We start from the raw sequence: 16,209 nt of genomic DNA on the forward strand, positions 1-16,209 counted from the left end.
CCATTTTTTTCGCAACTAAACAGATTAATATTTATATAATAAACCCACATAAAACGTACGACCGCTGGTAGTTGAGTTGTACGCTCGATCGGTCGAATCACTGTATTGCTCTTCTCGTTGATTAGTAAGGTTTTGTGCTTCTAAGCTGAATTGCCACTGCTGATTCAACTGCAAGCTAAAACTCGCATCAATATATAAGGTGGAATGAAAACCAGTTTCATCTTCGTCTTGTAAAGTCATTGGATTGACTTGATGGATATAATTGTCTCGATAGGACGCTGAAATCCGCCCACTAAGGGTTTTGTCGTCGTAATATAATGTTACCGCAGCGGTTTTTTTCGATAAATAAGGTAACGCCTTTTGAAACAAAAACTCAGCGTCGTTATTGTAGTAATTCTTCGTTCCATCCGTATAGTTAAAGTGGCCAATTAGGCCGACGTGTTGCCATCTAGATGTTAAATACGACCACTCGTAGCGCAGCATTGTTTCAAAACCCAATAGAGAAACTGACTCAGCATTTTGATTAGTGACCAGAGTAATGACAGAGCTGTCAGATAGATTGTTAGATTGCCATTTGTTTTCTAGTCCCGTTTCAGCGAGTGTTAATGATCTTGCGTGTGGTGCAATAAAATCATCAATCGATTTGTAGAAAGGCGTTACTGAAAATGATACGTGATCTCTTGCTTCCCATTCTAACGAGACGTCAATATTCGTCGAGGCATAGGGTTTCAAGTCTGGATTTGAGGCATACATAACTTGGTCGGTAGGGTCATATTCAGCATAGCCCTTCAAATCGCTAAGTGAAGGACTGGCTAAATTACGAGACAAACTGAATCTAACCGCATAGCTTAACGATGGTCGCCAAACCACATTCACACTGGGCAACCAATTTACATGTTTGTTGCTATGCTCAAGACGGGAAAATTCATTCACAACATCTGTTGTTTCTTGTTGGTAACGACTGCCTGCCACCACTGTAAACTGCTTGTATTGCCACTTTAATGTAAAAAAAGCAGATGATTTTTGTTCTGTTAAGTCGTCATCAAACTGTTCAATCAAAGCAACATTATTCGTTAGTGAATAGGGATCAATTCCAAAGTGCTGAATGGCATCGTGGGTTTGCAAGCCTAACCAACTAACGTTAGGATGAGAATCAACTAGCTGGGTATATTCCATGGGTAAGGATTGTGCTGTTGTTGACCATGCATCTAACAATAAATTAGTTTGATATATAGATAATGTTTGGGTGTCAAAGGTCGTGTGTTCAGCTCCAAATTGCCATAACAGGTTAGGTGTGAATTGATATTTTAAGGCTATTCTGCCGTGTTGGTAGCGGGTCGTCGCAAAATACTCTTCTAGATCAATTTCTCGCATTTCCCAAAGATCTCGCTGAGTTAGATCACTTGCATATTGAATATCCGCAAAAAATCGGTCAGCGCGGTAATCGATACTAATATCTGACATGCCTTGGGTATAAATCTTATTGCTGGTGGGAATTTCAAAGTCAGATTTCTCTAATCCTATCAGTAACGCCAATGACCATTTTTCCGATAGGTTAAATGCGCTGTTAAATACCGCTTGTTTATAGGTTGTTTTGGTATCTTGGGATCGGCTTTCCGTTGCTACTCTGGCATTGTTAAAAGCACTGTAGACTAGCTCGTTATTGGCGTTCAACTGGGCATCAACGAATTCGGTTATGCCAGGTATTATAGGTGTTGATTGATCGCCTCGTGGATATAGGTGAAACTCATTTCTAGTTGCCCCTAACGCTGCGTGTAAAATGTCTAAACGTGCTGAAGACTTCTCATCTTGGTATTCCAAGGCCAAGTTTAGCCCTCGCCGTTGTTGTTCGCTTCGCCATAACGAATAACGATTGCCTCGCGGCATAATAACTTCATTGTTGGCGAAGCTTTGTTGTACCTCGGGAGCTAAGGCGTCTAGTGAAATTCCGGTAGGTGTGATTGCCCGCCATCTAATCGTATTTGCACCGCGTTCCTCTACGAACCTTTTTCCATAAGAGGCGGACAATAATGCCCCCCAATTACCCCATGTATTGGAGATTAAACCTGTTATACGGGGCGCGGTGTTATCAGAATATTCGTTCTTTCCAAGTTGTGGAGCGAGCACAAATTGAAATCCTTTTTGCGCAAATGGACGATTAGTTTGCAGTGCTAACGTACCCGCTAGCCCGCCAGTAGTTTGTTCTGCACTATAGGATTTTAGCACTTGCGCTTGACTGAATAGTTCAGATGAAAACACGTTGAAATCTAATGACCGATCATGTTGTTTTTGCACACGACTGTCCATCGGCGAATCGTTGTTTGCCAGCACGGGCATGCCATTTATGGTAACTAAGGTAAAATCAGGAGAAGTTCCTCGAAGCGAGACTTGGCGACCTTCCCCTGCTTCTCTGGTGATCACCACCCCTGGAATTCTTTGCAATGACTCGGCCATATTAATATCGGGATAATTCGCCATATCGTCAGATACTAAAGCATCTGACACCGCCACTGTGTGGGTTTTTATCTGTTTCGCTTTATCTAATGAAGCTCGCAGACCCGTTACTATGATTTCATCGATGTTGCTTTTTGCTGTGTTGGGGAGGTTTTTTACGGCTCGGGATAATTCAATGCCATGGGGGGTGATAGCGTACTTCCATGGGCTTTGGCGGGTCATTTTCTCTAGAGCGGCTGAAAGACTATATAAGCCTTCGATATTTACTTTATTTTCGCTGTTATTGCCGACGCCATTGATCACAAATGGGACTTGATAAACTAAGGAGATGCGTTTTATCGCCGCCTCAATCGAGCTGTTTTGGATCTGAATAAATTGTTTTTTTTCAGTGTTTGTCTGCAAATACTGGGTGTTTTTAGCCATGGCCGAGGGCAAACAAAAAAACACACTGAGTATTAACCCGTTTACCGGGGCATAACGGCGGTATTGCCGATTATTGTATCTACTTTTAATGGCGAAACTAAATCCTAGCATTAACAATAAAGCATTTAGAAAACCGAATGCATATTGAATAAAGGTGTTTTTACTAATTGCTAAGCAGGATTTTGTCGGCTTCATAGATCACAGTGAATTGGTGCGCGCTGGCAATTAGGGCTAACGACTGTTCGGCCTTATCAAGTGGGAAACGTCCACTAATTTTGCGATCAAGCAGTTCTTGAGAAGCAATTTCTACAGGCTGTTCAATGTAACGTTGCATATGCGCTACTACGTCTTGCAGCGGTTGTTGTTCGACTTCCAGCCAACCGCCGCGCCAAGCCGGTAGCATAGGTAGCTGTTTGGATGGCAATCTACTGGCTTGTCCATTTTCGAGCAGAAGTTGTTCGCCTTTGGTTAGAGTGAACACGTCATCTGCGTTTATTTGCACTCGCCCCTCATAAACGGTAACCAAGGTGCGAGCATTGGTATGGTCTACATCAAATGAGGTGCCTAACACACGTATTTGCATGTCCCCCACATCAATGACAAACGGACGATTTTTATCTTTGGCAACATCAAAATATATTTGCCCTTGCTCCATTAGCGCATATCGAGACGTACTGGTTTGCTGCACATTTAGTTGGCTATTCGCATTCAAGTGAACTTGTGTACCATCTTGCAAAACTTGAGAGGAGCGAGCACCTACAGGGGCTTGAATTTGCTGTTGATAAACTGCGTGGGGTGCAGCGACTAATGGCGACGAATCATCGGGCTTATTTTGCAAAAACAATAAAAAAGCGCTAATAAGCGCGATACAGAACAGGCTCGCGGCTATGTTGGTTGGATTGAATTGATAGAAACTAAAAGTATGGGCTTTGTGGTTATTCTGGGACTTATTCCTGACCGCGTTTTTATCATCTGTGCTAGGTTTTTGACTAACATTCATTGCCGCAGTCAGTTCTGCTGATTGCATTAGTTGACTGATTTTGCGGTAAGCCTCTGCATTTTTGGGCGTGGTTAACCAGCGCTCAAATTCTACAGTTTGTTCAGCGTTAAGAGAGTCCTGTTGATCAAACCAATCTGCGGCTTGCTCTATTGTATGTTTATTCATGTACTGTTCTCAATGTACCAGATGATTTTGCATCAATTTCTTTATTAAACGTCTAAACATAAGGAAAGGTGACAATTTTTATGCTCATTTCCAATCATTTTTTTCCGCGCATAAAGCAATATCTACCATGGCACGATTAATGTGTTTTTTTACAGCCTCTAACGACAACCCCAGCTCCGTTGCAATTGCTTCTCTGCTCATCCCCTCTAGGCGGCGCATTCTAAATACTTGTTGTCTTAAGGGCGGCATCTCATCCATTACCTTTGACAGTATTTTTACTTGCTCGAGTTTAATGAAATCATCTTCTAATCGCTGACCTTGTGTATACTCGTCGACCATATCAGATTGGCTTAGATGTTTTTTTTCCGTACGCCAATGATCAAATAAAGCCGATTTAGCAACTGTAATTAAGTAAGCCAGTGGATTATTCAACCTTTGTTCTGAATCTTGTTTTAGGTTATTTCGAATCGTTCGCAACATGGTTTCTTGCAGCACGTCATTGGTCACATCAGCGTTTTGTGTTCGCGCGTGTACAAAGGTTCTGATTTTCGGCATCAGCTTAATGAAAGGATCGTTTTTTTTCATAACAGTATTCGCTCGAACTTATAAAGTCGAAATACGAGGCAATCCTAACCCTATATTTGGTGACACCAATAACACTTTGAAATTTATCTAAAAGTAAGACAAAACTGCTCAGTGAAAATTTGCTAGTCAGGCCAATCAATAGTCAGCATTACAACCACGCGGGAGCGCGATAATACGGTTTTATTGTGACAATTTAGTGACAAATTGGCGTTGAAAAAATATATAAAAAAACCTGTCCCCTTATTAATTTTAGCGCCGTCTTATGCGCAGAGAACCTTGATGGATATCGCCAACTTGAAGCCTGATATTCGCCATGAAAATTACTTTTATTAATGAGGAAACAGCCATGAAATTGAAACATTTCACTCTAACGTTAGCCGCGGTAAGTGTGCTTAGCGCCTGTAACATTGGCGACGACAATGACGCTGAAGTAAGTGCACTGCAAGCGCAAGTCGCACAACTGCAAACCGAACTCAACAACATAGACACAGCGAATGAAGCGGAAGTTGCCACTTTGAACGCGACTGTTGTTGCGATGCAAGCACAAATAGATGCTATGACTGCAGAGTTAGTGACCTTACAAGAAGCATCTAACAGTGCCTCAACAGATGAAGATATTGCTGCTTTGCAGGCTGAAATTGAAGCCCTGCAAACAACGTTAGATGCGTTAACTGCACAAGCCCCGGTATTAGGCAGCAATGCCACAACAGGTGCAAACATCCTACCTGAAGATGCAGATAAGGTTTTACGCTTTGCTATCTTTCCAGATACCCAAGGCCGAGATGATGACAACATGTCTTTGTATGTTGACGTTGATAAAGACGGTAATACCTTGTCGATTAAAGAATACGTTGGTGTCGATTACAATGGTGATGGTTATTATGATGCTGGAACTGAAAGTCAGAATGACGCGGTTAAAGCCAATGATTGGGATGAAGATGGTATTAGCTACTTAGTTAACGTTGAAGACCCTTTTCACCCGTATATCGAAGTAGATAGTGACGGCGAGCCCATAGTTGTTGCACCTGAAGATCGTAAAGATTTTGGTCCTGACTGGAAAGTGCTACCTTTACCTTTAGTAGAAGCGGTTACCGATAAAATGATTGAGCTAAATGTCGATTTGGTTCTAGCCACAGGCGACATTACCGAATACCGTGCTGAATCTGACTATGTGCAGTGGATGGAAAAAGTGGCAGGGCCACTAAGAGAAGCTGGAGTAAGTGTTTTCCCGGCACGTGGAAATCACGAAATCGTAAATGGTAGAAACTGGCCTGCATGGTTTACTAACGAACAAGAGTGGGAACGTCAGTCAGTCAATAATGTTTACAACGATATTAACCCTTATGAAGGTTACGAGCAGGTTGATTTTGACCAAGGTTATAAGCTGTATCAAGCATACACAGGTTCGTTAGTTCGTGAACATTTAGATAACGGTAAAGCAGTAGGTTTTCCTGGTGCAGAAGATTTGGTTTATTATTTTATTGAAGATAAAACCATGTTTATTGCTTTAGATTTCTACTTTGCAGAGCTGTATAGCAGCGCCTACAGAGGTACGTGGACAATTTTAAGAGAATGGTTAAAAGAAGTCATTACGGCCAATGCCGCAGAGGTTGATCATATTGTCGCTTTCGGACATGAACCGTTATCAACTAAAAAACGCCCACAAACTTATCAAGTCGAAATTTACGATGCCTATGTAGCAGATCGAATTGCTTTGCAAGAAGCTAAAGATGCGGCACAAGCAACGTTAGATAATGCCATTGCAAACAATGTGTCTGCTGAAGAAATTGCGGTTTATAGCAATGCTTTAGAAACGGTAACCAGCGCATACGAAGAACTAGAAGAGCCAAGTTTGAATGGTTACGATATAGGTCAATTAGGCTACTTGCAATTGCAGGATGAAGCCGAACCTGGATTGGCTGCGGACATATTAAACTTGTTCAACAATTACCAAGTTACTTATATTGCAGGGCATGATCACCAATATGCTCGTAGTTTAATTCATCCTACATCAGAAGATAAAGATACCGCCAATGGATTCACCCAAATTATTGGTGGTAACGCATCATGGAAGGCCTATGAAGATCTCTATGGTATGCACGATGATCACGAAACAGGCTTATTCATTAATAACTTCTACGACACTATTACAGGTGGGAATTTAACCAACAGTGAAGGTACCAAATACGCAAGTGTCAGTTCTGATCTTGGCAATGGTATTTCATTTGTACTTGTTGAAGTGAATGGCCGTCAAATTACCACTAAGGCCTATTACGCAGACCATAGCTTAACTGAAGTGGATATGAATTTGGGCGCGCATTATGATTACGATAGTAACGCTTGGTGCACCTATTCTGGCGATTACATGGTAGCAGGCGCGAGCACTACACAAACATGTGACCAAGTTGAGTGGCAAGTGTTAGATGAAAATACGCGCACCACAGATGCGACCGTACGAGTTGTAGCACCAGATCAAAACTACTACGCTCACTCTGAAGCGAAAACAGAAGATGGCTATGTTGGTTCTCAAGCAACCATCATTGATGGCTACAACCTTACGTATAACAGCTCATATGCCGCAACTGTTGGTGAAGTTGAGCGTCTTCGTGAATTGTTCTCCATGAGTTGGTTTGTCGATGAAGATGCCACTACTCTATCGGATGTGTTATTCCTAAGCGGAAATCAAACCCAGGAAGGTTCGTACTTTAACCAATATGGTGACCTAGTTACGCCTATCATCGATGTAGACGCAGGTGTTTTAGCGCAAGGTGAGTCTGCGTCGTTAACCTATGTTAACCAAAACGGTGAGCAAGTGAATAATCCAACCCACACAACGCGTGATGGAATATTTGTCAAAGGTACTGATATTGAAGCATCGTTAAATCCATCGCTTGCTAATGGTAACCCGAGTGGTAATGATGCTAATTGGAATGGCCGCTACCTAGCTGATGGTTTAGATTTTGCCGACGCCATGACATTAGTAATGACCGCGCCTGAAGGATATACTTTGACTGATTTAACCATCGGCCGTTTCGATGAAGCAACTCAATCATGGGTACCCGCGTTTAGTGATGAATGTTATATCGAGAGTGGTTATTCTGACCATTACTCTACCTATTACAGAATCACAGACCAACACCCAGAAGGTGGTTTCCAAGTGTCCAATTGCCAACAACGCTACTGGGGCTATGTTAAAGATAGCAACACAATCTGGGGATTTGTGCACACCGACGGTAAATTTGCAGTCATAGAAAAGTAAGATTGAATATAAAATCTATTCACCCAATGAAGGCATAAACAAGCTTACATTGGGTTATTTAAAAAGCCTATCGTGACGATAGGCTTTTTTTGTAGCGCTTATACGGACTTTATAAAATCGATAATATAAATAGCAAAGGTTCAATATCCAGGGTATTTATTCCATATGGCATTATCAAAACTCTGGTTTGACGCATAAGGACCAATGCCCCAAGTTGGAAATTCAAACAAATCTTTGGCTATCTCTGCGATGGTTTCGAATAATTCCAGCTGTTGAACAAGTTGCTGATCAATACTTGTCACGCCATAAAGCGCTCCCCATAAATTGCCAGAGATAGCTCCAGTAGAGTCAGAATCGCCATCATGGCTTACGGATATGCTCATCAGATGATTAAAATCATTGGCGACTATTGCACAATATAATGAAATGGCGAGTGCCTCTTCGGCTATCCATCCTTCACCCATTTGTTGAATCGCTTTTGCATAATCGCTTTGTGTTTTCGATAGACTTAAAGCTTGCTCGATGGCACTAATGGTTTCTTCAGCGCTGCGTTGTTCTTTAAGTATTGGGATAACGGAAAGTGCGGCGTCGACTAAGGTGTAACCGTCTAATATCTGATAAATGATGGCGGAAAATGCCCCCGCGGCCAAATAGCCAGTAGGATGACCATGAGTAAGTTGTGCGGCATCACAGCCAAGCTTAAAACATTCCTCAAGGGTAAAACTGTCTTTTAAGCGCCAGCAAAATAAACCGATAGGCGCAACACGCATCACACCCCCACAACCTTTACTGTCATTGAATGCTAACTCTTCAAATCCCCCTGCTGTGCTGAGTGCATTTAGGCAAGTGTTACCGGGGGCGCGCTGCTCGTGGAGCTCTCGGTATTGCCAAAGAAATCCGTCATTGCTTATGGTTAAATTACTCGGCGAGGAGTGGGACTGGGTTTGTAACCAGCGCTGATAAGCATGACCAATACAGCCTAACCACGAAGTCGCGCCTTTATGCTTCCCCCGCACATAAGCCCTCAACAAACCTTCTGCGGTAAAAAGCGTCATCTGGGTATCGTCTGTAATCGCCCCAACTTTGCCATAAGCTGGTAACAATGATGTGACGCCTTCTTTGCCATGCAAGGCAATAATGCGTTCTCGTGATATGAATTCTACAGGCGCGCCAAACGCATCACCTATAGCCCCGCCAAGCATACAGCCAATGAATTTATCATGTATTTCAGAATTGATTGATTCAGACACGGTATTCCCTATTTATTAACCACTGGCAACTCTAAACCTCCCTTGTCGAATTCAAAGCGGTTTGAGAGCCTAAATTTTGTGTTTTAGAAAGTATACTATCTTTCATTTTATCTAAGTATATTAGTCCGTTACATCGAATTCATTTAACTCTATCAAATCTCGCATAAATGATTTATCCGCTAAAGAATTAGAAACAAGGGTTGAAAATTCTTTTGGGGTTAGCTGAATTCCAAAACCTTATAAGACAGAAAATACTGCAGACGGTGTGCAATGGGCATTCGCAATGGTGTCCACGCCTGATAAAGCTGAATATCGAAAGTTAGATCTCGAGATTATAGGCAAAGCGCTTTTACCATCTCTGTGGTAAATACTGGGTGAAATACAAGGGCATCACGATATTGGTTCGTTCTGAAGTTGATGAGCCTTGTGTGCCAGTTAACTTAAAGGTTTTACTTGGTGCACATTTTTCAACGTAGGATGCCAGCGATTTTGCTCTTGTACGTTTGCCACTTTTTACTTCTACAGGGATGATATCTCCTTTATCTGTTGCCAAAATAAATTCGATTTCGGCGCGGGCGTCATTCCATGAATAACTTGGTTCAACGCCAATGGCAGTGAGCTCTTGCTGCACAAAGTTTTCTGCCACATATCCCCTGTAATTATAAACAGATAGCTCATAGTTTTGTTGCTTGATCTCTTTATAACTGCTACCCAGCATATGATTGAGCAGGCCCACATCAAACATAAACAGCTTAACCATATTCTCTTTTTTATAGGCCGCAAGAGGTGATTTCGGCAATCCTTCAATAGGATAGTTTGGCAAGGCTAAGCGGCAACTATTAAGCCAATGGATTGCGGTTTCAAAATCGCTATAACGAGATTTACGCTCAAGAACATGTTTAAATTTGAAGCGTTTAACGGACTCATCGCTCACAAGTGATAACTGCGCTGGAATGCTATTAAACACCGATTCAATTATTGTGGCATCGACCTTGCCCGCGTATTTACCAAAATCGCGACGATAACCTTCAACTAAATCGGCATGAATCTTACTGACTCTTTCAACACGCTCTAGAATGCTTGAATCCTTAAACTGATACCAAGCAGAAACTGCTTCCGGCATACCACCCGTAAAAAAGTAGTCCGTCAGTTTATCCATCAATTTAGTGTGCACCGCCGGTGTGCTTGCTTGACTATCAAACGCTTTGATCAGTGCCTGCTCGTTGGATGCGTAAATAAATTCTTGGAAGGTCAGTGGTCGTAAATTGTATTGTTCTACCTTGCCCACAGGGAAGGTGTTGAGCAAACCAATGTTCGAACCGCTGGCTGCGACAAAATAGGACGGTGCTTTTTCGGCAAAATACTTAAGCGAAGTAACGGCACGTTCACATTCGCCAATTTCATCTAAAATCAGCAGGTCCGTTTCTGGGTTAAACGCCTGATTGGTCAACAGCTCAATGTTCATTAGTAGCTCGTCAGGTGACAGTGAGCCATCGAACGCTTCTTTGTAGGCAGGATTTTCAAGAAAGTCGATACGAAGGATGTTGGTAAAGGTGTTTCCAAACAACTCCTGCAGCAGATAGGTTTTACCTGTTTGTCTTGCACCATCGATCAATAATGGCTTGCGCACCGGTTGATTTTTCCATGCTATTAGGGCGTTTAGTAAGTTGCGCTGCATTGTCATTTCCCGCCAATTAAGACTGTTAACTGCCTGTAGTATAACTCAGTCCACACTTTTACGCGCAGAAAAGTGTGAGATTTTACATTTTTATGCGCATAAAAGTGTTGTTGAATTTGTTTTATTCTTGAACAGGTAGCATTCATAGTGAAACTATATTTTCAATATCATTATAAAAATGAAGTTTTAGTTTCGCTTTTTCTCCGGTTTTAAGCTGTCAACCATCAAATGGCTAAAAATTCGAGGTAGAGCGAGCCTAGATCTGAGCAGTTCATGTCGATCCGATCGACATATCAATTTCATGTGTCGATGCCATCACATATAAAGACTTAATCTCGTTATCCTCTTGAGAGTAGAGAAAAAATAAAGCATCGTTTGATTCAATGTAGTTCAAGTAATTAACGATTCTATCCAACGGCCAATTTAGCTGTCTCATGCCACATATAAGCTGGCATGGGGTGCCTTAATTGCCATGTAATATTCATAGGTTGAGAACCTTCATACTTTACAAAATCAACAGGACCGAAGTTCACGAACCCCATTGTTTTTCCGTGCTCGTCTTTAGCTTGTTCTCTTACAAACAGAATAAACGTTTTTTTATTACGCTTTTGCTGAATATAACTAAGGCCTTTACCTGATGTAGGCTTTGAGCTGTTTTGCGTTTGCCAGTGAAATAATGTTGGGCTGATAGCATAGTCATGATACATGGTGGTTGCAGAAAACTGTTTTTCACATTTATCAAGAGTCACAAATAGCAGTTCTGTATTTGCGTCTGCAATGTTTAAAATTCCCTCACGACTTGAAGACTTTCTATCAATTGTTGTGTCACCAAATGCAACCAAAATATGCTCTTTGGGATATCTTACGTGCATTTGAAGAGGTGAATTATCAACTATTTCGCTTTCCACTGTCGGCATTGAAAATTCTTGTGTTTCGAGACGTTCAATTAACAAAGCGATGACTTCTAGTAATTCGTTTTTAAGAGGAGTGATGTTTAACGCCTCGATACTAGACGATAACGAGCTAAACCCTGCTTGTTTAGTTGTTTTATCCCAAAAGTCATAGTGGCACATAACAGTAAATAGCTCTTTGTGCCTTGCAGGCACGGATTCAATATTCACTAGGTTAGTTAGGGAAAAATTTAACTCGCATAGGTTTTTAACAAACCTTAAATATGAGATAGAGGTATTGCCTAGATATCTATTATTGATTGCCCTGTAATAAGCAGCGTATATGGGATACTCTGCTGCATTTATATTGTCCTGATTGCTTGCAGCAATTAAAGTGTTCCATCCTCCAAACTTGCCAACTTTTACCTTATAAATATCTTCTAAAGTTATATCTGGATAAATACGTATGAAGTTTGTCAGGGTAAGCGGTAAATCTGTAACATGAGGATAATTACAAATAAGGTTTAGTAATTTGTTTTTATTTAACGTTGCTTGAGAGATATTCCTCAAGATCATTTGTTGGGTTTTCTCGTGTAATTCAATACGACAGCCAAGAGGAAGATGCGGGAAACCTTGCTTCACCTCTTTCGAAATTGCTTGGTTGGTCTTGCCAACTAACGCCCTAAACTTGTGAGAAAAATCATATTCAGGCCTTGAGTTGCCAACAAAGTCTAAAATGGTGCAGCATTCCTTGTCTTCGATTAATCGGAGTCCTCGACCTAATTGTTGTAAGAAAATAGTTAAACTCTCTGTTGGTCTCAAAAATAGTAGGGTATCGAGTTCGGGGATATCGACACCTTCATTAACTATATCCACAACAAAAAGGACATTAATTTCTTTAGATTTCAAGCGCTGCTGCTGAATATCCCGATCTTTAGAATTGTCACTAGTAAGCACTCCACAAGGAATATTGCTCAAAGTAAATTTTTTAGCCATATAATTCGCATGCTCTTTGCTCACGCAAAATGCTAATGCTCGCATTTGTAATATGTCAGTAACAATTTCCTTGAGGCTTTGAATAATTCTAACTATCCGTTGATCATTCAAAGTATACAAATTGGTAAGCTCAGCAACATCATATCTGCCTTTAGACCATGATATTTTCGTAAGATCTGTTTCATCATCAATTGCAAAATACTGAAATGGCGATAAATGACGTTGATTTATTGCTTCTGGTAATCGAATTTCCGCAGCAATAACGTTGCAAAAATCTTTGAGGATGTCTGCACCATCATGGCGTTCCGGTGTTGCCGTTAATCCAATAAGTATTGTTGGCTCAAAATGCTCTAAAATTGGGCGATAGCTATTAGCTGCGACATGGTGAACCTCATCAATGACAATATAGTCAAAGTAATCGTTAGTTAAGCTCAAGTTTGAAAATTGATTATTGAAACTCTGGATAGAAGCAAATAGGTGATTAAACTTTTGAGGCTTATGTTGACCTACCAATAGCTCCCCAAATTGGCTGTTTTTAAGAACTCCTCGATATGCGCTTCTTGCTTGCTTAAGTATTTCCTCTCTGTGCGCTAAAAATAAAAATTTAGCTTCAGGATTTTCGTTGTAAAACCTTGCAAAGTCAAAAGCTGAAATAATTGTCTTCCCCGTTCCTGTTGCTGCGACGACAAGGTTTCTATACCTCCCATGCAGCTCTCTTTCGACCTTTAATTTCTCCAGTATACTTTTTTGATGAGAGTGCGGTTTAATATCAAAATAAAAACTAGGTACATTATCATCAAACGAACCTCTAGCTGTTTGTAATGCAATATTAAGCCTCTCCTTGCTTTGTGTGTTGCCATCAAAATATTCAAAATCTTGCGATTCCCAGTAAGTTTCAAAGGTACTGAGAGACTTCTCGATAATGTGAGGAATTTCTTGAGAGGTAATTTTTAAATTCCACTCTAAGCCATTGGTTAAGGCTGAGTGAGATAAATTGGATGAGCCAATGTAACCAGTATGAAAGCTGGTATCACGCATAAACAGATATGACTTAGCGTGCAGTCGTTCCCTATTTGTATTGTAACTGAGCTTCACTTCTGTATTTGGTAGTGAAGCTAAAAACTCTACGGCCTTAGCATCAGTGGCTCCCATATAGGATGTTGTAATAACTTTTAGTTGTTTACCACTGCGAGTGAATTCCTCAAGCTCCTTCTTAAAAATCCTAATTCCAGACCACTTAATAAATGACACTAACCAATAAATTTTGTCCGACGACTGAATTTCTCTTTTAATCTCAGTTTCAAGCGAAATACCAACGTTACTACCACAAAATAATTCACTTTGAGTTAGTCCAGTCAGGGGCATGATTGATTCGATATATTTAGGAAGATCAGAAGCAACAGGATTTTGCTTATCTAGGAGTGCAGTAAGTATCTTGCCTTGTGTATCGATTAAGTTTTCGGTGACAATTTCACTGTCACCTATATTATCGCTTAACCATCCTATGACCTTATTGGCTAAGTTTATTTGCTCAAGAACTCTGCTTTCACCGTTAGGTACAGAATCCATTGCTATTTCAATGATTCGTGTTAAAAATCGAGACAACCAAGATGCAGCTTCTCCATTTTCTAATGAGCGCTCACCAACATAAAAAATTTCACGATCTAACTTTTGCGCAACCAATTGGGTGATCAGTTGTTCATATATGCCAACTTGATTCATAAAGATCCTTTTTAATCATTGGTTTATCGAGCATACCTGAAAAGGGAATTGGGGTAAAAGCTTAGTGGCAGTGAGCTAACTTCTGTGAGGGCATGCAAATTAACTTTTTTAATTATTAGCCCCATGCTTTTGTTGAAAATATGAGTTTTTAAGCTGGTTTAAGGTATTTTACGCCACAACTTCAATAGGAACTTTTAAGGTAAAAAGGACACTTCCAAATTATAAAAAAAACAGCTTTTGAAATTGAAGGGAGCTGAAGGTTAATAAAGGTTCTAGAAGGTTTGGGGTTACCGTCATGACCCTATTTATTAGTTCCATAACGGTAAATGAGGGCTTATAACCCTATGTAAAGATTAATAAATACCTATTCGATATTCTGGATCTGAATACATATAAGGAATTTAAATACTTGATATATATGTCTATTATTATTATTAGTGGTATGTATGTAATACTTTATGTAATACCTTTGTTTTTGTATTCTTTCAATAATATCGATATTCGCTGTTCAGATAATCCGAACTCAATAGCAAGCTGTTTTTGTTTGCCTTTGCTACCCACTTCTTTTAGGTGTTGAAACCTACTATAAAGCTTATCTCTCAATTCATTCTTTTTAAACTTGCTTGAGTCCGGCCCTGGATGAAAGTCGTGTTCGTTTACAATCTCAACGGCTTCATGTCGGGCTACAACCCTCATCAAATTTGGAAACCATATCTTAGGTTTCTGATCACTTTCAACCATTGCGAATTGCAATGAGAGGCCACGAATAAATGCGCTATTTTCTAGAGTAATAAGAATGGAAGTGAAAAATTCTTCATCTGTCTGCGGGGTGATATGTCTAATGTTTTTTAGCTTTTTATATGTGATCGGATAAAACCGACTTGTCACAGAAACAAAGCGCTTAAATAGATAAGAGGTTTCCTTTCTGAAATCAATTTGGTCTTTCATTGCGATCTTTGGATCTGAGGTAAGGCTCTCTAAGCCTTGTGATATTTTTTGGTAAAAAGCCGACTGAGATAACGATGTATCTATGTGATGCCCGCGCTTTTCTAACACTCGCAGTATTCGTCTTTTTTGTAATAAATGGTCATTTTGAGTTTCTTGCGAGGCTTTATGTGCAATGCAGAAGTATCGTGATTTCCCGTATCCACTTCTTGCGGACACCACTGGTCGCCAACAGAGCGCACAAAAATTCACATATTTTTCCTATAAAAAACAAATGTTAACACGATAATACCACCAGGTTTTCAGAAAAATCAACACAGTTATGAAATTTTGTGATGGATACATTTTGTGACGAGATAATATTTTTTAGCGTGATGAAAAATGACGCAGACATTTATTAACCAAAAAAGAATGGAGTTCTTATGAATTTTGAAAAACGGATAGTTAGACCCGCAGAATTGGCAGCAGCACTAGGCGTAAGTACTGTGACACTTTGGAATTGGAGACGTAGAGGAATACTTCCTGAACCTAACACCTACGGCCCAAGATTCGTTGGATGGCCTCATAGCACTATTGAAGCTTGGTTCGTATCGCAGGAAGGAGGCGTCAAATGAATACTAATAAATCAAACGTCAGTCAAATGCAGAATGACAAATTGGAACAAGATAAGAAATGTTCTTACACGCCACGCACCTGCGGTGCCTTGACGGTACAACTTGAATTCGACTTCGGGTCTGATTTTACAAAGGCTGCAAGTAAAACCCAAGCTGAAACCAATGCGCACGAAACAAAGCCTGAACATCGCAATAATGATGCGGTTTCTAAGAAAACAAGGAAGTAAC

At 40.5% G+C, this 16,209-nt stretch carries 10 protein-coding genes; 3 read left to right on the top strand and 7 right to left on the bottom strand.

The window, feature by feature from the left end; translation table 11 throughout:
- Nucleotides 1-24: 24 nt before the first annotated feature.
- The 3 genes from KO530_RS07110 to KO530_RS07120 form a co-directional block, all read right to left on the bottom strand.
- On the bottom strand, nucleotides 25-3,072 hold the full coding sequence (locus tag KO530_RS07110; RefSeq protein WP_216047721.1) for a TonB-dependent receptor: 3,048 nt from the start codon (nucleotides 3,070-3,072) through the stop codon (nucleotides 25-27).
- Nucleotides 3,041-4,042, bottom strand: coding sequence for a FecR family protein (locus KO530_RS07115; protein ID WP_216047722.1), 1,002 nt, complete (start codon nucleotides 4,040-4,042; stop codon nucleotides 3,041-3,043). The genes KO530_RS07110 and KO530_RS07115 overlap by 32 nt, the downstream gene beginning before the upstream one ends.
- Before the next feature lie 84 nt (nucleotides 4,043-4,126).
- Nucleotides 4,127-4,627: an RNA polymerase sigma factor gene (locus tag KO530_RS07120; protein WP_216047723.1), complete on the bottom strand. Its 501-nt coding sequence runs from the start codon at nucleotides 4,625-4,627 to the stop codon at nucleotides 4,127-4,129.
- 346 nt (nucleotides 4,628-4,973) lie between these two features.
- On the opposite strand from KO530_RS07120, the gene KO530_RS07125 reads away from it, so the two are divergent.
- Nucleotides 4,974-7,886, top strand: a complete 2,913-nt coding sequence (locus KO530_RS07125; RefSeq protein ID WP_216047724.1) for a metallophosphoesterase family protein — start codon at nucleotides 4,974-4,976, stop codon at nucleotides 7,884-7,886.
- 140 nt (nucleotides 7,887-8,026) lie between these two features.
- Here the strand turns inward: KO530_RS07125 and KO530_RS07130 are convergent, their stop codons facing one another.
- The 4 genes from KO530_RS07130 to KO530_RS07145 all read right to left on the bottom strand — a co-directional run bounded on the left by KO530_RS07130 (nucleotide 8,027) and on the right by KO530_RS07145 (nucleotide 15,619).
- Nucleotides 8,027-9,136 (bottom strand): ADP-ribosylglycohydrolase family protein, encoded by a 1,110-nt coding sequence (locus KO530_RS07130; protein WP_216047725.1) that lies wholly within the window; start codon nucleotides 9,134-9,136, stop codon nucleotides 8,027-8,029.
- A gap of 349 nt (nucleotides 9,137-9,485) precedes the next feature.
- Nucleotides 9,486-10,814, bottom strand: coding sequence for an ATP-binding protein (locus tag KO530_RS07135; RefSeq protein ID WP_216047726.1), 1,329 nt, complete (start codon nucleotides 10,812-10,814; stop codon nucleotides 9,486-9,488).
- A gap of 407 nt (nucleotides 10,815-11,221) precedes the next feature.
- Nucleotides 11,222-14,422, bottom strand: coding sequence for a DUF3427 domain-containing protein (locus KO530_RS07140; RefSeq protein ID WP_216047727.1), 3,201 nt, complete (start codon nucleotides 14,420-14,422; stop codon nucleotides 11,222-11,224).
- A gap of 456 nt (nucleotides 14,423-14,878) precedes the next feature.
- Nucleotides 14,879-15,619 (bottom strand): hypothetical protein, encoded by a 741-nt coding sequence (locus KO530_RS07145; protein ID WP_216047728.1) that lies wholly within the window; start codon nucleotides 15,617-15,619, stop codon nucleotides 14,879-14,881.
- A 170-nt stretch (nucleotides 15,620-15,789) separates the two neighbouring features.
- On the opposite strand from KO530_RS07145, the gene KO530_RS07150 reads away from it, so the two are divergent.
- The gene (locus tag KO530_RS07150) at nucleotides 15,790-15,981 is read left to right on the top strand and encodes a helix-turn-helix transcriptional regulator (protein ID WP_216047729.1); all 192 of its coding nucleotides are present in this window, start codon (nucleotides 15,790-15,792) and stop codon (nucleotides 15,979-15,981) included.
- Nucleotides 15,978-16,208 (top strand): hypothetical protein, encoded by a 231-nt coding sequence (locus tag KO530_RS07155; protein ID WP_216047730.1) that lies wholly within the window; start codon nucleotides 15,978-15,980, stop codon nucleotides 16,206-16,208. The genes KO530_RS07150 and KO530_RS07155 overlap by 4 nt, the downstream gene beginning before the upstream one ends.
- The last annotated feature ends 1 nt before the right edge of the window (nucleotide 16,209 follow it).

The sequence above is a fragment of the Aliiglaciecola lipolytica genome, assembly GCF_018860635.1.
Lineage (GTDB): Bacteria > Pseudomonadota > Gammaproteobacteria > Enterobacterales > Alteromonadaceae > Aliiglaciecola > Aliiglaciecola lipolytica_A.

What these genes read in the sequence shown, in the direction of transcription:
- KO530_RS07115 (WP_216047722.1), bottom strand. Translation starts at nt 4,042, where the DNA reads ATGAATAAACATACAATAGAGCAAGCCGCAGATTGGTTTGATCAACAG.
- KO530_RS07140 (WP_216047727.1), bottom strand. Translation starts at nt 14,422, where the DNA reads ATGAATCAAGTTGGCATATATGAACAACTGATCACCCAATTGGTTGCG.
- KO530_RS07155 (WP_216047730.1), top strand. Translation starts at nt 15,978, where the DNA reads ATGAATACTAATAAATCAAACGTCAGTCAAATGCAGAATGACAAATTG.
- KO530_RS07125 (WP_216047724.1), top strand. Translation starts at nt 4,974, where the DNA reads ATGAAATTGAAACATTTCACTCTAACGTTAGCCGCGGTAAGTGTGCTT.
- KO530_RS07150 (WP_216047729.1), top strand. Translation starts at nt 15,790, where the DNA reads ATGAATTTTGAAAAACGGATAGTTAGACCCGCAGAATTGGCAGCAGCA.
- KO530_RS07120 (WP_216047723.1), bottom strand. Translation starts at nt 4,627, where the DNA reads ATGAAAAAAAACGATCCTTTCATTAAGCTGATGCCGAAAATCAGAACC.
- KO530_RS07135 (WP_216047726.1), bottom strand. Translation starts at nt 10,814, where the DNA reads ATGCAGCGCAACTTACTAAACGCCCTAATAGCATGGAAAAATCAACCG.
- KO530_RS07110 (WP_216047721.1), bottom strand. Translation starts at nt 3,072, where the DNA reads ATGAAGCCGACAAAATCCTGCTTAGCAATTAGTAAAAACACCTTTATT.